This is a genomic window from Massilia sp. Leaf139, from assembly GCF_001424165.1.
Taxonomy (GTDB): domain Bacteria; phylum Pseudomonadota; class Gammaproteobacteria; order Burkholderiales; family Burkholderiaceae_D; genus Telluria.
Window position 1 is genome coordinate 144,702 of record NZ_LMOJ01000026.1, and the last position, 21,363, is coordinate 166,064.

Here is a 21,363-nt window from a genome sequence, read left to right on the forward strand (position 1 = left end):
GTCGTAATGCGCCTTGGATAAGAGGACGAAAAAAAGCCGCCCTCAGGCGGCTTTCGATACCACGTCAACGGGGCTCAGGCGCGTTCGCCAACCCAGCCCGCGACGCCGGCCAGCGCGCCCGGCAGGCCCGACGGATCGGTACCGCCGGCTTGCGCCATGTCCGGACGGCCGCCGCCCTTGCCGCCCACCTGCTGGGCGACGAAGTTGACGAGTTCTCCGGCTTTGACCTTACCGGTCGCATCCTTGGTCACGCCCGCGATCAGGCTGACCTTGCCGTCCAGGACGCTGGCCAGCACGATGGCAGCCGTGCCCAGCTTGTCCTTGAGCTTGTCCATGGTTTCGCGCAGGCCGGCGACATCCGCGCCTTCCATGGTTGCAGCCAGCACCTTGATGCCGTTGACGTCGACCGCCTGGTTGAGCAGTTCGTCGCCCTGGCCCGCGGCCAGCTTCGACTTCAGCGCGGCCACTTCCTTTTCCAGCAGCTTGACCTGTTCCTGCACCTGGCCGATGCGCGAAGGCAGTTCGTCCGGGCCGGTTTTCAGGGCCGCGGCCGCGGCCAGCAGGCGGGCATTGGTTTGCTGCACCCAGGCCAGCGCGCCCTCGCCCGTCACCGCCTCGATGCGGCGGATGCCGGCGGCGACGCCGCCTTCCGACACGATCTTGAAGAGGCCGATGTCGCCGGTGCGGGTCACGTGCACGCCGCCGCACAGCTCTTTCGACGAGCCGATGTCGAGCACGCGCACTTCGTCGCCGTACTTCTCGCCGAACAGCGCCATGGCGCCATGCTTGACGGCGTCGTCAAACGACATGTGCTGCGCCTGGGTGGCGTGATTTTCCAGGATCTCGCGGTTGACGATCGTCTCGACCTGGGCGATCTGCTCCTGGGTCACCGGCGCGTTGTGGCTGAAGTCGAAACGGGTTTTATCGGGATCGACCAGCGAGCCTTTCTGCTGCACGTGGCTGCCCAGGACTTCCTTCAGCGCCTTGTGCATCAGGTGGGTCGCCGAGTGGTTGCGGATGGTGCGCGCGCGCTTGGCCTGGTCGACCTGCGCGTCGACGGTGTCGCCGACCTTCAGCGAACCCGAACGCAGCACGCCGTGGTGGCCGAAGACTTCGGCCTGGATTTTCAGGGTGTCTTCGACTTCGAACTCACCACCGGTGGCACGGATCAAACCGTGGTCGCCGACCTGGCCGCCCGATTCGGCGTAGAACGGGGTCGTATCAAGGACGACGATGCCTTCCTGGCCCGCTTTCAGTTCCTGCACCGAGACGCCTTCCGAGTACAGCGCCAGCACGTGGGTGTTATGCACCAGGGACTCGTAGCCGACGAACTTGGTCTTCTCGCCCGCGTACTCGACTTTCGCGGCCATCTTGAACTTGCCGGCGGCGCGCGCGGTCTTCTTCTGCTGTTCCATGGCGGCCGTGAAGCCGGCTTCGTCGAGCGTCACGCCGCGTTCGCGGCAGATGTCGGCGGTCAGATCCAGCGGGAAGCCGTAGGTGTCGTACAGGGTGAAGGCGGTGGCGCCGTCGAGGTTCTTGGCATCCTTGGCCAGCTGGGCTTCCAGGATCTTCATGCCGTTTTCCAGCGTCTCGCCGAAACGCTCTTCCTCGGCCTTCAGTACCTGGGCGACGCGCTCTTTCGCCTCCGTCAGCTCCGGATAGGCGGTGCCCATTTCGCCGTTCAAGTCTTCGACCAGCTTGAAGAAGAACGGACGGGTCTGGCCCAGCTTGTGGCCGTGGCGCAGGGCGCGGCGGATGATGCGGCGCAGGACGTAGCCGTGGCCTTCGCTGCTCGGGATGATGCCGTCGACGATCATGAAGGAAGCCGCGCGGATGTGGTCGGCGATCACCTTGAGCGAATTGTTCTCGATGTCCGTGGCGCCGGTTTCGCGCGCGGCGGCCTTGATCAGCGCCTGGAACAGGTCGATCTCGTAGTTGCTGTGCACGTGCTGGAGCACGGCGGCCAGGCGTTCCATGCCCATGCCGGTGTCGATCGACGGCTTCGGCAACGGGGTCAGGACGCCCGACTCGTCGCGGTTGAACTGCATGAACACCAGGTTCCAGATCTCGATGAAGCGGTCGCCGTCTTCTTCCGGCGAGCCCGGCGGGCCGCCCCAGATGTCGGCGCCGTGGTCGTAGAACACTTCGGTGCACGGGCCGCAAGGGCCGGTGTCGGCCATCTGCCAGAAGTTGTCCGAGGCGTAGCGCGCGCCCTTGTTGTCGCCGATGCGGATGATGCGCTCGCGCGGCACGCCGATCTCGTCCGCCCAGATGTTATAGGCTTCATCGTCCTCGAAGTAGACGGTGACGGTCAGCTTCTCGGGCGGCAGCATGTAGACCTTGGTCAGCAGCTCCCAGCAGTACTGGATGGCGTCGCGCTTGAAGTAATCGCCGAAGCTGAAGTTACCCAGCATCTCGAAGAAGGTGTGGTGGCGCGCGGTGTAGCCGACGTTTTCCAGGTCGTTGTGCTTGCCGCCGGCGCGCACGCAGCGCTGCACCGAGGTCGCGCGCGAGTAGGGGCGCGAGTCGAGGCCGAGGAAGACGTCCTTGAACTGCACCATTCCGCTGTTGGTCAACAACATGGTCGGATCGTTGCCCGGCACGAGGGGGCTGGACCGTACGATCGTATGGCCCTTGGACTCAAAGAACTTGAGGAACTTTTCGCGAATTTCGGAAGATTTCATGTTGGTGGGGGCGGAAGGAGCGCAGTGCGATAAATAAAGCAACGATTATAGCAGTCAGTGGTGACTTTATTTACACGCTCCCCGGACGAGGTTTTCGGGGGCTGGCGGCGCCGTTGCCGGAGACGATATCGGGGCGCATGATCGACGCGGGCATGCCCGCCCTACAGTTCGCGCGCTGCGGGGTTTCGTAGGGCGGGCATGCCCGCGTTACCTGCCGATGCGCTCCCTACCGCCCGATGAAATCCGGCCCAATCAAATCGATGCGGTCGGTACAAAACGCCTCCACGCCCCAGGACAGCAGTTCGCGCGCCCGCGCCGGATCGTTGACCGTATAGCAGAACAGCCCATACCCCGCCGCCCTCACCTCCTGCGCCAGCGCCGGCGTCAGGTGCTTGTGGTTGGTGTGGATCGCCACCGCCTCGACCGACTGTGCGCGCCGTTCCCAGTCCGGCGGCAGTTCGCTCATCAGGCAGGCGCGCGGCACCTGGGGCGCCACCTCGCGCGCCGATTCCAGGGCCAGCATGCTGAAGGACGAGAGCAGCGGCACCGCCGCCATGTCGCCGGCCGCGATCTCGTCCGCGAACAGGGCCGCGGCGATGCGCGCCACGGTGCCGCCGGTCTCGATGTCGTACTCGGGCGCAGGCTTGATCTCCATGTTCATCCAGACGGCGTGCGCCTTGCAGAAGCCGGCGAACTCGACGAACAACGGCACCGGCTCGCCCTCGTAGGCGCGCGCGAACCAGCCGCCGGCGTCGAGCAGCGCCAGCTCGGCCGCGTCGTAGTCGTAGACATTCCCGGAGCCGGCCACCGTGCGGCCGAGATAAGGATCGTGCATTACCACCGGCACGCCGTCGCGCGCCAGCATGATGTCGTATTCGATGGCGCGGTAGCCGCGCCGCAGGCCTTCCTTCAACCCAGCCAGCGTGTTTTCGGGCGCCAGCACCCCGCCGCCGCGGTGGGCCAGCACGCGCGGATAGCGCCAGGCGGAAGGAAGCGTCGTCATGCTAGCGGGCGAAAATGCGCGCGGACAGCCAGAGGAAGCCGATGACGTTGGCCGCGGCCGTGCCCCAGAACAGCCGCTGGAAGGAGGCTTTCGCCGTCTTGTGGCGCAGCCACTGCTGGGCCAGCACCCCGCCCGGCCAGCCGCCGACCAGCCCCAGCAGCAGCAAGGTGCGCTCGGGCGTGCGCCAAGCGCCATGGCGGGCGGCGGACTTGTCGACGGCATAGGCGACGAAGCAGGAGACGCTGGTGACGAGGTAAGCAATGGCGATCAGCCAGGGCAAGTCCCAGGCCAGCATGGCGCCCCCATACACGGCGGCAAACAGGAAGAGCGGTAAATAAGGCATCTCGTCAGCTTAGCGCGGCGGGCGCGCTTTTGCTAGCAGGCACCGATGCGGCTGTTTTATTTCCACTCGGTTCGATACCGTACCGAAGCGCGCAATCGTGCGGCCTACCCTCGTCGTTCACTTTGCGTTTCAAGCAGGAGGACGTCATGGCTTTCGATCTAGGAAATCTACTGCAGCAATACATGGGCGGCGCTTCCGGCGCCGACAACACCCGCGCCACGGAAGACTTCGAACGCGTCACCCAGGCCGCGCCGCGCGAAGCGGTGGCCCAGGGCGTGACCCAGGCCTTCCGCTCCGACCAGACCCCACCCTTCCCGCAAATGCTGGGACAGATGTTCGGCCAGAGCAATCCGAACCAGCAGGCGAGCATGCTGAACCAGCTGATCGCCGCCGCCGGCCCTTCGCTGATCGGCATGCTGGCCGGCCGCGGCGGAGCGGGCGGTATGGGCGGCGGCATGGGTGGTCTGGGCGGGTTGGGCGGCATGCTCGGCGGGCTCCTCAACGGGAACAACGACGGCCAGCCGCAGATCACGCCGGAACAGGCATCACAACTCTCGCCTGAGCAGGTGCAAGAGATCGCCCAAAAGGCGGAACAAGAGAACCCTGGCGTAGTCGAGCGTATGGGCGACTTCTATGCCGAGCACCCGAACGTCGTCAAGGGCCTCGGCGGCGCGGCGCTCGCGATTGCCCTGGCCCACATGGCGTCGAACATGCAACGCCGTTAATTTCGCTGTCACACCCACCAACAACAAAGGAGCATCACATGGGCATTCTGAGCAATATCTTCAACAAGATCTTCCCGAACTCGGATTCGGCCAAGAAAGCACAGGCGCAAGCCCAGGCTCAGGCACAGGCACAAGCCCAGGCGCAACGTCCAACGGCTCCGGCCGCGCCTACCGCCGCGCCCGCCGCACCGGCCGCGGCTCCTGCCCCGGCGGCAATGGAACAGGTCGACGTCGAAGCCATCCTGAACCAGAAGCTGCAAGCCTCGGGCCAGAACCTGAACTGGCGCACCTCGATCGTCGACCTGCTGAAACTGCTCGACCTCGACAGCAGCCTGCAGTCGCGCAAGGAACTCGCTGCCGAACTGAACTACACCGGCGACACCAGCGATTCGGCCTCGATGAACATCTGGCTGCACCGCCAGGTGATGAACAAGCTGGCGCAAAATGGCGGCAAGGTTCCTGCGGATCTGAAGGACTAAACGTCCCGCATGATGGTCTGGAGCCGGCACGCGCCGGCTCCATTCTCAATCGGCCAGGCTGGTATTGGCCGGGGTTCCGCACGCGAAACAAAAGCGTCCGAACGCATTCTTGCGCGCCGAGCAGCCGCCGCAGCGGTTGAACAGCCCGATGCCGCAATGCGGGCAAAAGTCGGTAGCGCCGTCCTTCAGATCGACCGGCCGCTCGCAGCCTGGGCAGACGCCTTTGCCCAGCCGGGCCAGGGCCGTGTCGTAGCGCATCGTCTGGCGCCGCTGGGCGTCGGGCAGCGCTTCGCTCTCCTTCTGGCGCGCCAGGTAGCGCTGCAGCGCATCGATCGCATAGCGTCCCGCCACCACGGTGAGGATGATTCCCACGATGTAACGCACATAGCCGCCGTAGCTCGGCAGGTAGGGCACGAGCTCGAAGAAGAAGGCGAACAGGGCGAAGAAGATGAAACCCCAGGCGAAGGGCCAGTAGACGCTCTTGCGCTTGTGCTTGAACAGCCAGCCGGCGATCAGCAGCAGCGGCAGGGTCAGCGCCAGGCGGTAGCCGAAGACGCGCAGCTCCTTGTTGCGGATGGCCTCGCCGTAGCGGGCCGCGGCCGGGCGCTCGAGCGCATCCCAGCGCGCCTCGGCCCGTTCGGCCTGCTGGCTGGCGTCGAGCATGGCCTGGCGCTGTTTTTCGACGGCGGCAAGCGCCTGGCGCTCGCTCGCCACCAGGACGTCGAGCGCCGCGGTACGCTGGATGAGTTCCTGATCCTGATCCGGTCGCGCCGTCGCCTGGCGGGTGGCGCGCCAGTTGTCGAAGCTGGCGCGGGCGGCGTTGGTGTTCGACTGCGCCACGTTGTGCTGTTGATTGGCCTGCTCGAGGTTCAGCCGCGCCGTGTCGCGCCGCTCCTCGGCCTCTTTCAGCTGGGCGCGCACGTTTTCCGCCTCGGCCGGATCCATGAACTGATTGAGCGTCAGTTCGGCTTCCACGTCCCACAGGTTGTCGACGATCTTCCCGCCCAGGCCGATCAGGAAGGCCGCGAACGCGAACGCCACCAGCCACAATGCCCGTTGCAACCACTTCTCGGTCAAGCGCAAGCCCTTGCTCATGATTCCTCCAGTCACTTAAAAGCCGATGTTCAAATGATACGACGGGACGCAGCTTGTCATGCCTCAAGGTCGGAAGCCAAGCGTGGGATGGAGAGGAGCGTAGAGCGATACCGGCGGGGGCGCACGGCGGGATGCGGGATGGCGCGCGCCACCCCGCAACAGAAAAAATCAGCTTAGAAGTAAGACAGGCCCAGTGCGCGGCGCACTTCATCGACCGTGCCGGCGGCCACTTCGCGCGCCTTCAGCGTGCCTTCCTTCAGCATCTGCAGCACTTGCCCCTTGTCCTGCGCGAACTCTTCGCGGCGGGCACGGATCGGGGCCAGCATTTCCTGCAGCACGCTGTCGAGGCGCTTCTTGACGATGCTGTCGCCCAGGCCGCCGCGCGTGTAGTGCGCCTTCATTTCTTCCAGCGCGACCTTGTCGGTATCGAAGGCATCCAGGTAGAGGAAGGCGACATTGCCTTCGACGTGGCCCGGGTCGGACACCTTCAGGTGCAGCGGATCGGTATAGACCTGCTTCACGGCGGCGCGGATCTGGTCTTCGCTGTCGCCCAGGTTGATCGTGTTGCCGAGCGACTTGCTCATCTTGGCCTTGCCGTCGATGCCGGGCAGGCGGCCGATTTCCGGCACCAGGGCCTTGCACTCGACCAGGATGTCCTTGTTCACCAGGCGGTTGAAGCGGCGCACGATCTCGTTGCACTGCTCGATCATCGGGATCTGGTCTTCGCCCACCGGCACCAGGGTCGCCTTGAAAGCGCTGATGTCGGAAGCCTGGCTGACCGGGTAGGTCAGGAAGCCGGCAGGGATGTCGCGCTCGAAATTACGCAGCGCGATTTCCGTCTTGACGGTCGGGTTGCGCTCCAAACGGGCGACAGTGACGAGATTAAGATAATAGAATGTCAACTCGGCCAGTTCCGGCACCTGCGACTGGATGAAGATCGTCGAGCGTGCCGGATCGATCCCGACCGCGAGATAATCGAGCGCCACTTCGACAACGTTCCGGTGTACCTTGCCGGTGTCATCCATATTGTCGGTGAGCGCCTGGGCGTCGGCCAGCATGATGAACTGGCGGTAGTCGTTTTGATAGGCAACGCGGTTGCGCAGGCTGCCCACGAAGTGGCCCAGGTGCAAGGGGCCGGTCGGACGGTCGCCGGTGAGGATGACGGGTGCGGGGGTGGTGCTTGGGGTGCTCATGGCATTTCCTAGTCAGTGCCCCGATCCGCCGCGCCAAAATAAAACGCCACCTGAATCGAGGCGGCGTTCATGTGAGTCACATCTTCTCGTCTGGGCCGCGCGTCGTCAGCGGCGCCACCAGTTGCAAAACGAGAAATGTGGATTGATAGATTTCATGGATGGCATGTTTGCAGGTTGACGACGCAATGTCAACCGCTACCGCAACGAGGGGGAGAGCGGAAAGCCCATCAGTGAAGGACAACGCCATGCAGTCTCGCATGCAATGTGCATGCGGCTTGCCTTGCGCAGTAGAAATCCAAACGGTCGATTTTTCCGAACTTTCTCTTTTCGGCGACCGTCTAAAAGTATTTTGTTGTTAAAATTTTAACAAGTGGTGAAATGATGAATAATACGAGCCCGAACAGCCAACCCCGCCCACTCGAACTCTGGGGCGGTCTCGAATGCACGGTCAACAGAGTGCAGGACGAGTACTTCAGCCAGTTGGATCGCAACGGCCACGCCCTGCGCAACTGCGACATCGGGCGCTTCGCAGCCACCGGCATCCGCGCCATCCGCTACCCGATCCTGTGGGAGCGCACCGCGCCCGAGGGCATCGACAAGGCCGACTGGAGCTGGCCGGACGAACGCCTGCCCGCCCTGCGCGACGCTGGCGTCACCCCCATCGCCGGCCTGATCCACCACGGCAGCGGCCCGCGCGACACCAGCCTGCTCGACCCCGCATTCCCTGAACGCCTGGCCGAATATGCCGGCGCGGTCGCAAACCGCTACCCTTGGCTCGAGTACTACACCCCCGTCAACGAACCCTGCACCACCGCGCGCTTCGCGGGCCTGTACGGCGTCTGGTACCCGCATGCGCGCGACGACAAAAGCTTCATCCAGGCCCTGCTGGTTCAGTGCAAGGCCGTGGTGCTGTGCATGCGCGCCATCCGCGCCGTCAACCCGAACGCCAAGCTGGTACAGACGGACGATCTCGGCAAGACCTACAGCACGCCCGAGCTGGCGGAAGTCGCCGAGTTCTACAACGAGCGCCGCTGGCTGGCATGGGATCTGCTGTGCGGCACCGTCGGCCCCGAACACAAGCTGTGGAACTACCTCACCGGCACCGGCGTCGACGAAGCCGAGCTGCTCTGGTTCCGCGACAACACCTGCCCGCCGGACGTCATCGGGGTGAACTATTACGTCACCAGCGAGCGCTGGCTGGATCACCGTCCGGAGCGCTATCCGCAGCACCACCGCGGCGTGGCCGACGGCATTCCCTGCGCCGACATCGAAGCTTCGCGCGCGCTGGCCACGCCGACGGCCGGCATCGGGCCCCTGCTCACCGAAACCTGGGAGCGCTACCGCCTGCCGATCGCGATCACCGAAGCCCACATCGACGCCAACCGCGAAGACCAGCTGCGCTGGCTGCTCGAGATCTGGCAGGCGGCGCAGGCCGCGCGCGCCAACGGCGTCGACCTGCGCGCCGTCACGGTCTGGTCGCTGCTGGGCTCCTTCGACTGGAACAGCCTCGTCACCCGCAACAATGGCTATTACGAGCCGGGCCCCTTCGACGTGCGCTCGCCCATGCCGCGCCCGACCGCGCTGGCCGCGATGATGCGCGAACTCTCCGGCGGGCAGCCGCTGTCGCACCCGGTGCTGCACGGCCCGGGCTGGTGGCGCCGTCCGGGACGCTTCCTGTGCACGCCGGTCGCCACCCCGGCCGCGCTCACGTCGATCGCCTCCGACGGCCAGCGCCTGATCGGCCGCAACCCGGCGCCGATCCTGATCACGGGCGCCACCGGCACCCTGGGCCGGGCGTTTGCCCGCCTCTGCCAGAAGCGCCACCTGGCCTATAAACTGCTGTCGCGCCACGACATGGACATCGCCGACCCGGCCTCGGTCGAACGGGCACTCTCCCACTACAATCCCTGGGCCGTGATCAACACCAGCGGCTATGTGCGCGTGGACGACGCCGAAAGCGACATCGAGCGCTGCATGCGCGACAACGCCGGCGGCGCCGCCACCCTGGCCGAAGCCTGCGCCCGTCATGGCGTCCATCTCACCACCTTCTCGAGCGACCTGGTGTTCGACGGCCGCAAAGAGCGTCCGTATGTCGAGAGCGATCCGCTCACGCCGCTCAACGTCTATGGCCGCAGCAAGGCCGAATCCGAAGCGGCCGTGCTGGCGGCGCATCCGGGCGCCCTGGTCGTGCGCACCAGCGCCTTCTTCGGCCCCTGGGACAAGCACAATTTCGTGACGCTGGCGCTGAACGCGCTCGAACGCGGCGAGGAGTTCGTTGCCGCCGACGATATGACGGTCTCGCCGACCTATGTGCCGGATCTGGTGCATACCTGCCTCGATCTCGCCATCGACCGCGAAGCCGGGGTCTGGCACCTGAACAATGCAGGGTCGGTCACCTGGTTCGAGCTGGCCCGGATGGCGGCGCAGAAGGCCGGCATCGATGCGTCCACCTTGGTAGCGCAGTCCGCGACCACGCTCGGCATGCCGGCGGCACGGCCAAGCTACAGCGTGCTGACCAGCGAACGCGGCGTGCTGTTGCCGACGCTGGAGAATGCGCTGGATCGCTACCTCGAGCTGCGCAATGTCGCCGATCCGGAGTACGACGAACTGGTCAAGACGGCCGAGACCCGCGTGCCGGCCGCCAGCGGCCATCGCCAGCAAGAGGAGACGCCGGCCGAAGCGGTGGCGGGCCAGGGCTGACCGTGCGACCCGACGCGGCGCGATGAGGCGGCACCGTGTGCACGCCTCATCGCGCCGCGTAGGTCTCCTTGTAGGCCTGCGGCACCTCGTAGGGCGCCAATCCTCCCATCAGCGCCGCCAGCACCAGGCTGGCAAGCAACACACCCATCCCCAACGGCAGGGCCACGATCAGTGCCCGCCCCGGCGGCGCCGCCCGCCGCGCCAGCGCGCAGCCCAGGTGCGCGAACACCGCCGCCAGCGCCAGAAAATAATAGGGTACGAAAAACAGCTGATACGGCCAGACCTGCAGCCCGGCGGCCGCGAAGTGGACGTTGGTGTCCAGATCCAGCACGGCGCGCCCGGCCAGCACGGCCGTCACGTGAATCAGCAGGAACAGCGCCAGGTAGGCGCCGGACAGGGCCTGCAGCCAGGCGAGCCAGCCGGGCCGTCCCCGCCACCCGGCGTGCAGCAGCCACAGGCCGCTGCCCGCCTGCCCCATCACGCACAGCAGCAGGAGCGCTTCCAGCAGCGGCTGGCGGTAGACGGCGCGCGCCGCCTCCATGAAGCGCAGGTGCGCCCCGATGCCGCCGATGGCCGCCGCATGGTTCACTACATGCAGCAGCACGAACAGCGTCACGACGATGGCGCAGCGCCGGTGCAGCGTACGCACGGTCCTCATGCAGGCCTCCGGGTCAGCTGCAAATGCAGAGGCGTGCGCGGGCGCAGCGTGATGTTCATCTCCGGTTCCGGCGGCGCCATCCCGGGCGGCACGGCCACCACGAAGCGCTGCAGGAACATCGCCGCGACCGTCGTCATCTCGGCCAGCGCCAGGTGCTGGCCCATGCACACGCGCGGCCCGGCGCCGAAGGGCATGAAGGCGCCGCGCTCGATGGCCGGTGCGCCGTCGGCGAAGCGCTCCGGACGGAAGGCCTGCGGATCGGGGAACCAGCGCGCGTCGCGCTGCATCAGGCCGAGCGGCACCGTGAACATGGTGCGGGCCGGGAACCGCCAGCCGCCCAGCACGACCGGCTGGCGCGCGCGGCGCGTCAGCAGCACCGGCGCGGCCGGATACAGGCGCAGGGTTTCCTGCAGCGTGCGCGCCAGACAGCCGAGCGCGGGCAGATCCTGCGCGCCCGGCGCCCTGCCCTGCAAGACGGCGTCGACCTCCGCGCGCGCCGCTGCCTGCGCCTGCGGATCGGCGGCCATGCACCAGGCCCACCAGGTGAGTGTCGCGGCCGCCGTCTCGTGGCCGGCCAGGAACGCCGTCATGCATTCGTCGCGCACCGCCTGCAAGGGCCAGTCGGCGGGATGGTCGAGGTGGAGCGTCAGCAGCCGGGTCAGCAGATCCGCCGGCCACTCGGGACGCGCCAGCGCCAGGCGCGCCGCCAGATGGCGTTCGATCAGGCTGCGCAGCACGGCCATCGCGCGGCGCTTGCCGCGCTTCCACGGCATCGCATCGGGCCAGCTCGCGGGCCAGTACATCTCCGCATTGCCGGCGACGGAGACGGCGTGCACGGCGCGTTCGGCCTGGCGCGCGTCGGCGTCGATTTCGCTGGCAAACAGCATGCGCAGGATGACGTCCATGCCGAGCGAAGTGAACGCGCTCTCGATCGGCCAGGGCGCGCCGCCGTCCTGCCAACTCTCGAACGCCTTGCCGGCCGCGGCGCCGATCACGGGCACGAAGGAGTGCACGGCCTTGGGCGCAAAGGCCGGCTGCAGGGCCTGGCGCTTGGCGCGCCAGGCGCCGCCCTCGGCCGTCAGCACGCTGTGCCCGTGCAGCTGCGACATCACGGCGATGCCGCGCTCCCAGCGATCCAGCGCCTCGTGCTGCCCGACCAGCAGTTCGCGCACCAGGCCGGGATCGGTGACGATCACCTGGTGTTCCGGCCAGATGCGCAGGTGGACGATGTCGCCATACTCCTCGCGCCATGCCTGCAGCGCGCCGGGCAGGTCGCGCGACATGCGCAGCAGCAGGCTCCAGCCCGTCAGGCCGGGCGGCGGCCCCGGCGGCCAGCTGCCGGGCGGGTGGGAAGGCCGCGCCGCGGCATCGGAGGCCGCGGCGTGGAAGGGGCAGGCGGAGGTCGAGGTAGGTTTCATATGTCCAGTGTCCGCCGCTTCGCCGCGCCGGTCTTGTACGCAAACGACATGACAATTTGACAGTACTTCCTTGCTATACTCGGCGTTCATGGACTCCGGACTTCCCACTTCGCTCCCCTGCCCGGCGCCGCTCGCGCGCGCGCCCTGCGCCCCGCGCGCACGCGGCGCTACCCATGAATGGCTGCGCCTGGCCCCGCCCGCGCTGCACGGCGCGCTCGTCGCCCTGGTCGGGCGCGACACGCGCCACCTGTCCCTTGACGATGCCCAGCGCCTCTCACACTTCCCCGCCTCGCCGCTGGTGACGCTGTCCTGGTTCCGCGACGCCGACGTCGGCCTGGTCGCGCGCGGCTCGGACGGTCCGCGCTGGCAGCCCTTCGGCGCGCGGGTGATGGTCTCCGGCACCTGGTCGCATCCTGCGGTCAGCTGGGCGCCCACCACCGGCTGCGGTTACATCGCCTGCTTCAATGCCGACGCGGCCCAGGCGCTGTTCGGGCTCGACCTGGCCGCGATCCAGGATCGCTTCGTTCCTGTTGAAAGCGCGATCAGCCCGGCGCTTGCGCCACATTTCGCAGCCTTGTGGGAAGCGCTGTCTGCTACCGCCGACGCCGAGCTGCTGCCGCTGCTGGAAGCCCACCTCACGCGGCGCTGGCAGGCTTTGCAAGGGCGCGATTCGGACGGCGCATCGCTGCGCCAGCTCGGGCGCCACTGGGTCGAGCGCCTGGCCTTCCAGGCCAGCCAATGGGCGCGCGTGCACAGCCCGCGCCACGTCGAGCGCCGCATCAAGTCCTTCAGCGGCCGCTCGCTGCGCGAGTGGAACAGCCTGGTGCGCACCGAGGGCCTGTTCTTCGCCGCGCGCGAGCGCTTCGACGCCGGCCTGCCCTTCGACTGGGCGGCGCTGGCGCAGGACGAAGGTTTTACCGACCAGGCCCACATGATCCGCACCGTGAAACGCATCACCGGCTTTTCGCCGACCGAATTCGCCGACCGCTTCGCCGCCGACGAATCGTTCTGGATGTACCGGCTCTGGGTCTGAGCCGCCACCGTTCCATCACCACTGCAAAGGCTTCTACCCGTGCAAGAGCAACACGCTTTCCCGTTTTTCCGGGAAATCATCCTTTTCCTGATCCTCGCCGGCATCCTCATCCCCACCCTGCAGCGCCTGCGCATCAACCAGGTGCTCGGCTTCCTGGCGGCGGGCGTGGTGGTCGGCCCCTTCGGCCTGGGCCTGTTCGCCGGCGAGATTCCCTGGCTGGCCTGGTTCACCTTCCCGAGCGGCCAGGGCGTGGCGATGCTGGCGGAGATCGGCGTGCTGTTCCTGATGTTCATGATCGGGCTGGAGCTGTCGGCCGCGCGCCTGTGGGCGATGCGCGCCTGGGTGTTCGGCGCCGGCACGCTCCAGGTGGCGGCCAGCGCCGCCCTGATCGGCGGCGCCCTCGTGCTGCTGGGGCAGCCCTTCGCCACCGCCGCCATCCTCGGCCTGGTGCTTTCGCTGTCGTCGACCGCGGTCGTGATGCAGCTGATGAGCGAGCAAAACAGCACCGGCAGCCGCCTCGGCCAGGCGGCCTTCGCGATCCTGATGCTGCAGGATCTGGCGGTGGTACCGATCCTGGTGGTGATCGGCGTGCTGGCGCGCGGCGGCGGCGACGATGCCACGACCCTGGTCTTCCTCGCCCTGGCGAAGGCGGGCGGCGCCATCGCCCTCATCTACGTCGCCGGCCGGCGCGTGATCCATCCTTTGTTCAAGGCCTTCGCGCGCCACCGCCAGCCGGACGTGTTCATGGCGCTGATCCTGCTCAGCACCTTCGGCATTGCGGGCCTGTCGGCGGCGGCCGGCCTGTCGATGGCGCTGGGCGCGCTGATCGCCGGCCTGCTGCTGGCCGAGACCGAGTTCCGGCACGAGGTCGAGCTGATGGTCGAGCCCTTCAAGGGCCTGCTCATGGGCCTGTTCTTCATGACGGTCGGGATGGGCATGGACACGCGCCTGATCGCCGCCGCGCCGCTCGCGCTGGCGGCGGCCGTGTGCGCGCTGGTGCTGATCAAGGCAAGCGTGGTGACGCTGCTGCTGCGCGCCGGGCGCCTGCCCTGGGGCCGCGCGGCCGAGGGCGGCCTGCTGCTGTCCCAGGGCGGCGAGTTCGCCTTCATCGTGCTCGGTTACGCCGTCACGACGAAGCTGCTCGACCCTGGCCTGGGCGCGCAGGTGATGCTGGCCGTCGGCCTGTCGATGTTCATCACGCCGCTGCTGGCGCGGCTTGGACGGGCGATCGGCGACGGCGGCGACCGCCGCGTGCGCGAGCGCGCGGCCCAGCACGACGAGAGCGCGCTGGCTGCACGCAGCGGCCAGATCATCATTGCCGGCTTCGGCCGCGTCGGCCAGCAGCTGGCCAAGCTGCTCACCGCCCAGGGTATTCCCTTCATCGCCTTCGAGAACGACGCCACCCTGGTGTCGAAGCTGCATGCGCAGGGCATCCCGGTCTTTTTCGGCAATGCCGCGCGCCCCGAGCTGCTGCGCCTGGTGAATGCGGAGCAGGCGCCGGCCATCGTGCTCACGATGGACAATCCCGCCTCATCGCTGCAGGCCGTGCGCGGCATCCGCCGCGACTTTGCCGACGTGCCGCTGTTCGTGCGCTCGCGCGACGAGCGCCACGCGCGTTCGCTCAAGCGCGCCGGCGCCACGGTGGTGGTGCCCGAGACCCTGGAGGCGAGCCTGCAGCTGTCCGCCTTTGTCCTCGAATCGATGGGCCTGGACGAACGCACCGTGGACGACATCGTCGACCGCGAGCGCGACCTGTTCGCCGAACAGCTCAACGACGCCGGCCTGCGCGAGCCGGGCCACCGCACCGAGAGCGCTTAGGCGAGCGCCTTTTCCGCCGTGCGCCAGCCCCACCAGGACGCTTCCTCGAACACCGAGAAGCCGGACAGGTCGGCATGCGCGAACAGGATCGGGCCGTCCAGTTCGCGCAGCGCGGCCAGGCCCGCATTCGCACGAAAGCCCGGCGCCGGGATCGCCATCGCATGCGCACGCAGGGTGATGTCGACGCGCTCGACGCAGGGCGCCAGGCGCCAGCCATAGACCGTCTGCAGATCGGCGCCGGCCAGCGCCAGCAGCTCCTCTGGCCGCGCCTTCTGCATCCACGCGCGCGCCTCGGCCGGATTGCGGTCGGACAGCGCGACATAGGCCGTGAACACGCTGCGCTCGGCCGGCTGCACGCGGATGTCCTGGTGGGTCGAGACCACATAGCCCAGGCCCGGCTCGGACTGCACCACGTTGTCCCAGGCCAGCGGCAGGTCGCCGTGGGTTTCATGTTCTTCGCGCGGCGCGGTCTTCATGACGAAGTTCGCCACCAACCAGGGCGCGTAAGCCGGCAGATCCCGCTTCGGATCGAAGCCGAAGCGCGCGATGCCCTCGACCACGCGCGCGGCGACGAACAGCGGCATCGCGCAGATCGCCTTCCTCGCCCTGACCAGGAAGGTGCGCGGCACGCCGTTCTCGAGCCGGAAGCACAGCGCCTCGACGCCTTCCCCGCTCTGCCGCACCGATACTGCCGTGCCAGGACGCCGTTCGATGCCCGAACGCGCGGCGATGCTCGCGACCAGGGGCGCCAGGCCGCCGGGCCAGGTCAGCACGGCGGCATCCTCGGCATTGGCCGCGTGGCCGCTGCGGCCGGCAAAATAATGCAGGCCGGCCCAGGCGGAGATGCGCTCGTAGCGCGCGCCGTAGTCGTCGCGGCAGCAGTAGTTCAGATACCAGTGCAGGCCGGGCGAGCGGTAAGCTTCCCGATCGAGCCAGTCCTTGAAGCTGATGCGGTCGAGCGCCGCGTACATGGGATCAAGCGAGGACAGCGCCGACGGGAACACGAACATGCGCCGCCCGTCGGCCCCGCGCTGCGCGCGCAGCCCTTCCATCGCGGCGAAGAAGCGGCGCTGTTCGGCCAGGTCGGCCGGGGCAGCGCCCGGGATCATGCTGTCCTGCCAGCGCCCGCCGGCCAGCAGGCGCTCTTCCGGCGCGTGCACGAGAAAGCGTTCGTCATAGGTCGGCCGCGCGTCCAGGTGGCCGTGGGTGATGACGCCGGCGTCGTGCAGCATTGCGCGCAGGTGCGTGGCCTCCATCGAGGGCAGCGGCAGGTAGTGGGCGCCCGTCGGGCATTCCAGATCGCCATAGCGCGCACCGGCCGCGTTGCCGAAGGCTTCCGGGCCGTCGATCATCAGGGCGCGCGCGCCCTCCTTCCCCAGCTTCCAGGCCGCGCTGACGCCGGCCACGCCCGAGCCGAGGATGAGGACGTCGGTCTCGAGCACCGTCGATGCTGCCGGCAGCGCGCCCCGGTCGCGCAGGAAGTGCCCCTCTGCGCGGCCCGGGTAGTGCAGGTGCGGTGCGATCTCCTGCCAGCGCGCGAAGCCGGCGGCGCCGCCCAGCGCGGCCAGGCCGGCGCCGCCGGCCGACACCAGGAAGGAACGGCGATCCATCAGCGGATCACCCCGTTCCAGTCCTGCTCGAACTCGTGCACCAGCGACTGCGTGTTCAGGCGGTTCGGCGCCATCGGGCGGCGCTGCATGTCCGGCGGGAAGCTGAACATGGCGCGCGTCGTGTCCGCGTTCAGGTAGCGCAGCGGCAGCGCATAACGTTCCGGCGGCGCGTACTGCGCCTGCGGCGAGGCCATGATGAAGCCCCATTCGCCGAACGAGGGCACGTACAGGTGGTAAGGCCAGGTGCGCATTCCCACTTCGCGCAGGGTGGCGTCAATCGTCCAGTAGGCGTTCGGCGCGAAATAGGGAGAGGTCGACTGCACCACGATCAGGCCGTTCGCAGCCACGTGTTTTTTCAGGATGCCGTAGAAGGGCACCGAATACAGTTTGCCGAGCGCGAAGCTGGACGGGTCGGGGAAGTCGACGATGACCGCGTCGTACAGGGTGTCGATCGTCTTCAGCCAGACGCCGGCGTCGGCGTTCACGACCTTCACGCGCGGGTCGGCGAAGGCATGCGCGTTGAGCTTCACCAGTTCCGGACGGGTGGCGAAAGTGTGGGTCATGGCCGGGTCGAGGTCGACCAGGGTCACCTCTTCGATGTGCTTGTAGCGCAGCACTTCGCGCAGCGCCAGGCCGTCGCCGCCACCCAGCACCAGCACGCGCCGCGCCCACGGCAGCTGCTGCAGCGCCGGATGCACCAGCGCCTCGTGGTAGCGGTATTCGTCGCGCGAGGAGAACTGCAGGTTGCCGTTGATGTAGAGGCGCAGGTCGTCCTTCCAGCGCGTGATCACGAGGCGCTGGTAAGGCGTCGTGCTCGAATAGACGATCTCGTCGCCGAACAGGCTGCGCTCGCCCCAGCCCACCATGCGGTCGGAGAGCATGAAGCCCAGCGCCAGTGCGAACAGCACGGCGCAGGCGCGCAGCACCCGTCCGCCCAGGTTCGCCAGTTCCGCGCGAAAGGCGTACAGCGTCCACAGCGCCACGCCGACATTGAGCATCCCGAACAGGAAGGCCGTGCGCACCAGGCCCAGATGCGGCGCCAGTACCAGCGGAAACAGCAGCGAGACGGCCAGCGCGCCGAGGTAGTCGAAGGTCAGCACCCGGCTCACCAGCTCGGCGAATTCGGTATTGCGCTCGTTCAGGGCGCGCATCACCAGCGGCACTTCCATCCCGACCATCATCCCGATCAGGAAGACCAGCGTGTAGAGCAGCGTGCGGAAGGGCCCGGCCATCCAGGTGAAGGCCATGAACAGCAGCGCGGCCGAGACGCCGCCGATCAGACCGACGGCCAGTTCGATGTCGATGAAGCGCCCCAGCACGTCCTCGTCGCGTACATATTTCGAGAAGTGGGCGCCGACGCCCATGGCGAACAAGTAGCAGCCGATGATGGTCGAAAACTGCAAGACCGAGTCGCCCAGCAGGTAGCTCGAGAGGGCGCCGGCGATCAGTTCGTAGGCCAGGCCACAGGATGCGACGACGAATACCGACAGTATAAGAATTCTTTTGGTCATGAAACGGCTTTTGTTCTAAGATCGCGGTGCGTCATCAAAAAGATAATTTTCTTGGGAGAATCTGAGTGCCCGCCATCCTAGCCTATCTGCTGCACCTCGCGACAGCCATCGCCATGGTCATGGCATTTTTTGTCGTGTACACGCGGGTCACGCCGTATGACGAGGTGCACCTGATCCGAGAGGGGAACGGCGCCGCGGCCCTGTCGCTGGGCGGCACCCTGCTCGGCTTCTCGGTGACCGTGGCCGCGGCCCTCACCTACACCGGCAGCTACTATCAGTTCATCGGCTGGGGCGCGGTCGGCATGATCGTCCAGCTGATGGTCTTCGTCGTCGCCACGCGCCTGCTGCGCATGTCGAAAGACCAGATCGAAGCCAACAACTGCGCCTTCGGCGGCCTGCTCGGCGCCATTTCCTTGTCCATCGGCCTCATCAACGCCGGCAGCATTTCCTAGCGACCGCCTGCCAAAGCCCCCATGGCGGCGTTGCATTGTCTTGCCGTACTAATCGCCTTGCCCTGGGGGCTTTGCCAGACGGTCGAAAACCTTATTGTTTTACGGAGTCCATCATGTCCATCGGTTCATTCATCAAGAAGCAGTTCATCGACGTCCTGCAGTGGAACGAAGAAGTCGACGGCGTCCTCGCCTGGCGCTATCCGATGCAGGACTTTGAAATCCAGAACGGCGCCGTGCTCAACGTGCGCGAATCGCAGATGGCCGTGTTCGTGGACGAAGGCCGCATCGCCGACGTCTTCGGCCCCGGTTCGCACACGCTCACCACGCGCACCCTGCCGGTACTGACCAACCTGAAGAACTGGGACAAGCTGTTCGATTCGCCTTTTAAATCGGATGTCTACTTCTTCAGCACGCGCCTGCAGACCGGCCGCAAATGGGGCACGCCGCAGCCGATCACGATCCGCGACAAGGACTTCGACATGATCCGGGTGCGCGCCTTCGGCATGTACTCGTATCGCATCGCCGATCCGCGCGCCTTCTTCACCGAGATCAGCGGTACGCGCGCCAGCTACACCCGCGACGAGGTCGAAGACCAGCTGCGCGGCATCCTGATGGCGACCATGGCCTCCTCGCTGGGCACGTCCAACGTCGCTTTCCTCGACATGGCGGCCAACCAGGCGCTGATGGCGCAGCAGGTGCGCAAGGATCTGATCGTCGCCTTCGCCCGCTACGGCATCGGCCTGGACGAATTCAATGTCGCCAGCGTCAGCCTGCCGGAAGAACTGCAGGCGGCGCTGGACGAGCGCATCTCGGCCGGCATGAAGGGCGGCCTGGGCGCCGACAAGATGGGCGGCTTCACCCAGTTCCAGGTCGCCAGCAGCATCCCGCTGGCGGCGCAGAACGAAGGGGGCCTGGCCGGCATCGGCGCCAGCGTCGGCGCCGGCGTGGCGGTCGGCCAGGCGATGGCGCAGAGCATGGGCGGCGCCTTCGCGCAGCCGGCCATGCCGGCTGCCCCGGCCGCACCGGCTGCCCCTGCGGCACCGGCGGCCGAGCCGATCGAGGAGCGCCTCGGCAAGCTCAAGGCCCTGCTCGACAAGGGCCTGATCTCCGCCGCCGACTACGACAGCACGAAGGCCGAGCTGCTGAAAAAGCTGATCGGTTAAGCGCGCGTCGATGCAGAACGTTTCCTGTCCTTCCTGCGGCGCACCGGTTCAATTCCGCTCGCACGCCTCCGTCATGGCCGTGTGCGAGTTCTGCCGCGCCAGCATCGTCAAGGACGCCGATGCCGTGCGCGACCTGGGCAAGATGGCGCAGGTGCTGGAGGATTATTCGCCGCTGCAGATCAATGCGGAAGGCGTGCACGCCGGGCGCCGCTTCACCGTGGTCGGGCGCATCCAGCTGCGTTATGCGGACGGGTTCTGGAACGAGTGGTACCTGCTGTTCGACGACGGCGCAGCCGGCTGGCTGGGCGACGCCTCCGGCCAGTACATGCTGACCATTCCGCAGCCGAACGGCTGGACGCGCTGGCCCGCCTTCGGCGACATCCTCCCCGGGAAAACCTACCTGATCGGCGACGGCCACTTCACCGCGGCCGACCGGCGCGAGGCCGACTGCATCGGCGGCCAGGGCGAGCTGCCGTTTCGCGTCGGAGCCGGCTGGAAGGCACGGGTGGCGGACTTCCGCCGCGAGCGCGCCTTCGTCACGCTCGACTTTTCCGACGGCGACGCGCCGCTGCTTTACAAGGGCTTCGCCGTCACCCTGCCCGACCTGAAATTCCAGCTGCTGCGCGACGCCGAGCAGATCAAGGATAGCGCCGGCAAGTACCGCGGCCGCGTCGAGTCCCTGCTCTGCCCCGCATGCGGCTTCGCGATCGGCTACCTGCCCGGCATGGCCAGCAACCTGGTCTGCCCGTCCTGCAGCACGCGCCTGGATGCGGCCACGCCGCAGGTGCAGGTGCTGACCAAGGGCGAACAGGCCGAGCGCCGTGCGATGACGCTGCCTCTGGGCGCGATCGCGAAGATCGGCGACAAGGCCTATCGCGTACTCGGCGCCATGGTGCGCATGGACGAGGAAGGCAGCGAGTGGAGCGAATACCTGATGTTCACGCCCGCGGGCGACTTCTTCTGGCTGGTCGAGACCGAGGAAGGCTGGTCGCGCGCGACGGTGCTCGACGCCTGGCCGCAGCCGGCCGAGCCGGATGCGCTCTCCGTCAGCCTCGACAAGATCGCCTACCGCCGCCTGTACGAGTACGAGGCGACCGTGACCTATGTGATCGGCGCCTTCAACTGGCGCGTGGCGCAGGGCGAGCGCGTGCGCGTGGCCGAATTCGAGCGCGGCACGGCGCGCCTGGCGGCGGAACGCACGCGCGAGGAACTGACCTGGACGCGCTCGACGCCGGTCGCCCTTGACCAGCTGCGCGCCTGGTTCGGCACGGCCGCCCCCAAGCAGGCGGCGCAGCCGGCCAGCGGCGCCGCGTCCGGCAAGGCCGGGATGTGGGACATGATCGGCCGCTCGGTCTTGTGGCTGCTCGGGCTGAATTTCATCCCACTACTGTTTAACTTCTCGGGCGTGTTCTTCCTTCTGGCCCTCGGCGCGCTGGCCCTGGTGCTGCCGCCCATGTTCGCGCCCTGGAAAGAATGAG

Annotated in this window: 17 protein-coding genes; 8 read left to right on the forward strand and 9 right to left on the reverse strand. The window is 67.4% G+C overall.

What is annotated here, in order from left to right:
• Positions 1-74 precede the first annotated feature (74 nt).
• The 3 genes from alaS to ASF77_RS21710 all read right to left on the reverse strand — a co-directional run bounded on the left by alaS (position 75) and on the right by ASF77_RS21710 (position 4,030).
• Positions 75-2,684 carry an alanine--tRNA ligase gene (gene alaS, locus ASF77_RS21700; RefSeq protein WP_056344651.1) on the reverse strand — a complete coding sequence of 870 codons (2,610 nt, stop codon included), beginning with the start codon at positions 2,682-2,684 and terminating at the stop codon, positions 75-77.
• A 226-nt stretch (positions 2,685-2,910) separates the two neighbouring features.
• A complete protein-coding gene (gene ugpQ / locus ASF77_RS21705; protein WP_056344655.1) occupies positions 2,911-3,687 on the reverse strand; it encodes a glycerophosphodiester phosphodiesterase in 777 nt (258 codons plus the stop codon).
• A gap of 1 nt (position 3,688) precedes the next feature.
• Positions 3,689-4,030, reverse strand: a complete 342-nt coding sequence (locus tag ASF77_RS21710) for a DUF1294 domain-containing protein (protein ID WP_056344657.1) — start codon at positions 4,028-4,030, stop codon at positions 3,689-3,691.
• A gap of 146 nt (positions 4,031-4,176) precedes the next feature.
• Here ASF77_RS21710 and ASF77_RS21715 point away from each other — a divergent pair, with 146 nt between their 5' ends.
• Entirely contained in the window at positions 4,177-4,755 is a 579-nt protein-coding gene (locus tag ASF77_RS21715; protein ID WP_229445540.1) for a hypothetical protein, read from the forward strand.
• Between the two features lie 38 nt (positions 4,756-4,793).
• A complete protein-coding gene (locus ASF77_RS21720) occupies positions 4,794-5,234 on the forward strand; it encodes a DUF3597 domain-containing protein (RefSeq protein ID WP_056344660.1) in 441 nt (146 codons plus the stop codon).
• Positions 5,235-5,279: 45 nt separating this feature from the next.
• Here ASF77_RS21720 and ASF77_RS21725 read toward each other — a convergent pair whose 3' ends face one another.
• Positions 5,280-6,329: a zinc ribbon domain-containing protein gene (locus ASF77_RS21725; protein ID WP_056344663.1), complete on the reverse strand. Its 1,050-nt coding sequence runs from the start codon at positions 6,327-6,329 to the stop codon at positions 5,280-5,282.
• Between the two features lie 173 nt (positions 6,330-6,502).
• Complete coding sequence (trpS, locus tag ASF77_RS21730) at positions 6,503-7,522, reverse strand: tryptophan--tRNA ligase (RefSeq protein ID WP_056344665.1); 1,020 nt, start codon at positions 7,520-7,522, stop codon at positions 6,503-6,505.
• A 381-nt stretch (positions 7,523-7,903) separates the two neighbouring features.
• Here trpS and ASF77_RS21735 point away from each other — a divergent pair, with 381 nt between their 5' ends.
• On the forward strand, positions 7,904-10,222 hold the full coding sequence (locus tag ASF77_RS21735) for a family 1 glycosylhydrolase (protein WP_373961972.1): 2,319 nt from the start codon (positions 7,904-7,906) through the stop codon (positions 10,220-10,222).
• Positions 10,223-10,268: 46 nt separating this feature from the next.
• On the opposite strand, the gene ASF77_RS21740 is transcribed toward ASF77_RS21735, so the two are convergent.
• Positions 10,269-10,880, reverse strand: a complete 612-nt coding sequence (locus tag ASF77_RS21740) for a hypothetical protein (RefSeq protein WP_056344671.1) — start codon at positions 10,878-10,880, stop codon at positions 10,269-10,271.
• Entirely contained in the window at positions 10,877-12,298 is a 1,422-nt protein-coding gene (locus ASF77_RS21745) for a cytochrome P450 (protein WP_056344675.1), read from the reverse strand. The genes ASF77_RS21740 and ASF77_RS21745 overlap by 4 nt, the downstream gene beginning before the upstream one ends.
• An 88-nt stretch (positions 12,299-12,386) precedes the next feature.
• Here ASF77_RS21745 and ASF77_RS21750 point away from each other — a divergent pair, with 88 nt between their 5' ends.
• Both ASF77_RS21750 and ASF77_RS21755 read left to right on the forward strand, forming a co-directional pair.
• Positions 12,387-13,331 (forward strand): AraC family transcriptional regulator, encoded by a 945-nt coding sequence (locus ASF77_RS21750; RefSeq protein WP_056344678.1) that lies wholly within the window; start codon positions 12,387-12,389, stop codon positions 13,329-13,331.
• 39 nt (positions 13,332-13,370) lie between these two features.
• Positions 13,371-15,149, forward strand: a complete 1,779-nt coding sequence (locus tag ASF77_RS21755; protein WP_056344681.1) for a cation:proton antiporter — start codon at positions 13,371-13,373, stop codon at positions 15,147-15,149.
• Here the strand turns inward: ASF77_RS21755 and ASF77_RS21760 are convergent.
• Together ASF77_RS21760 and ASF77_RS21765 are read right to left on the reverse strand one after the other, a co-directional pair.
• Positions 15,146-16,759 (reverse strand): NAD(P)/FAD-dependent oxidoreductase, encoded by a 1,614-nt coding sequence (locus ASF77_RS21760; protein WP_056344684.1) that lies wholly within the window; start codon positions 16,757-16,759, stop codon positions 15,146-15,148. The genes ASF77_RS21755 and ASF77_RS21760 overlap by 4 nt on opposite strands.
• Positions 16,759-18,270 carry a polyamine aminopropyltransferase gene (locus tag ASF77_RS21765; protein WP_056344687.1) on the reverse strand — a complete coding sequence of 504 codons (1,512 nt, stop codon included), beginning with the start codon at positions 18,268-18,270 and terminating at the stop codon, positions 16,759-16,761. The genes ASF77_RS21760 and ASF77_RS21765 overlap by 1 nt, the downstream gene beginning before the upstream one ends.
• Before the next feature lie 65 nt (positions 18,271-18,335).
• Between ASF77_RS21765 and ASF77_RS21770 the strand changes: the two genes are divergently transcribed.
• The 3 genes from ASF77_RS21770 (at position 18,336) to ASF77_RS21780 (ending at position 21,362) form a co-directional block, all read left to right on the forward strand.
• Positions 18,336-18,722: a DUF350 domain-containing protein gene (locus tag ASF77_RS21770; protein ID WP_229445541.1), complete on the forward strand. Its 387-nt coding sequence runs from the start codon at positions 18,336-18,338 to the stop codon at positions 18,720-18,722.
• A gap of 113 nt (positions 18,723-18,835) precedes the next feature.
• A complete protein-coding gene (locus tag ASF77_RS21775) occupies positions 18,836-19,885 on the forward strand; it encodes an SPFH domain-containing protein (protein ID WP_056344690.1) in 1,050 nt (349 codons plus the stop codon).
• 10 nt (positions 19,886-19,895) lie between these two features.
• On the forward strand, positions 19,896-21,362 hold the full coding sequence (locus ASF77_RS21780; RefSeq protein WP_056344693.1) for a DUF4178 domain-containing protein: 1,467 nt from the start codon (positions 19,896-19,898) through the stop codon (positions 21,360-21,362).
• Position 21,363: the final 1 nt, after the last annotated feature.

Excerpts from the sequence above, each read along its gene's own strand:
- alaS (WP_056344651.1), bottom strand. The coding sequence starts at position 2,684 with ATGAAATCTTCCGAAATTCGCGAAAAGTTCCTCAAGTTCTTTGAGTCC.
- ugpQ (WP_056344655.1), bottom strand. The coding sequence starts at position 3,687 with ATGACGACGCTTCCTTCCGCCTGGCGCTATCCGCGCGTGCTGGCCCAC.
- ASF77_RS21710 (WP_056344657.1), bottom strand. The coding sequence starts at position 4,030 with ATGCCTTATTTACCGCTCTTCCTGTTTGCCGCCGTGTATGGGGGCGCC.
- ASF77_RS21715 (WP_229445540.1), top strand. The coding sequence starts at position 4,177 with ATGGCTTTCGATCTAGGAAATCTACTGCAGCAATACATGGGCGGCGCT.
- ASF77_RS21720 (WP_056344660.1), top strand. The coding sequence starts at position 4,794 with ATGGGCATTCTGAGCAATATCTTCAACAAGATCTTCCCGAACTCGGAT.
- ASF77_RS21725 (WP_056344663.1), bottom strand. The coding sequence starts at position 6,329 with ATGAGCAAGGGCTTGCGCTTGACCGAGAAGTGGTTGCAACGGGCATTG.
- trpS (WP_056344665.1), bottom strand. The coding sequence starts at position 7,522 with ATGAGCACCCCAAGCACCACCCCCGCACCCGTCATCCTCACCGGCGAC.
- ASF77_RS21735 (WP_373961972.1), top strand. The coding sequence starts at position 7,904 with ATGAATAATACGAGCCCGAACAGCCAACCCCGCCCACTCGAACTCTGG.
- ASF77_RS21740 (WP_056344671.1), bottom strand. The coding sequence starts at position 10,880 with ATGAGGACCGTGCGTACGCTGCACCGGCGCTGCGCCATCGTCGTGACG.
- ASF77_RS21745 (WP_056344675.1), bottom strand. The coding sequence starts at position 12,298 with ATGAAACCTACCTCGACCTCCGCCTGCCCCTTCCACGCCGCGGCCTCC.
- ASF77_RS21750 (WP_056344678.1), top strand. The coding sequence starts at position 12,387 with ATGGACTCCGGACTTCCCACTTCGCTCCCCTGCCCGGCGCCGCTCGCG.
- ASF77_RS21760 (WP_056344684.1), bottom strand. The coding sequence starts at position 16,759 with ATGGATCGCCGTTCCTTCCTGGTGTCGGCCGGCGGCGCCGGCCTGGCC.
- ASF77_RS21765 (WP_056344687.1), bottom strand. The coding sequence starts at position 18,270 with ATGACCAAAAGAATTCTTATACTGTCGGTATTCGTCGTCGCATCCTGT.
- ASF77_RS21775 (WP_056344690.1), top strand. The coding sequence starts at position 18,836 with ATGTCCATCGGTTCATTCATCAAGAAGCAGTTCATCGACGTCCTGCAG.
- ASF77_RS21780 (WP_056344693.1), top strand. The coding sequence starts at position 19,896 with ATGCAGAACGTTTCCTGTCCTTCCTGCGGCGCACCGGTTCAATTCCGC.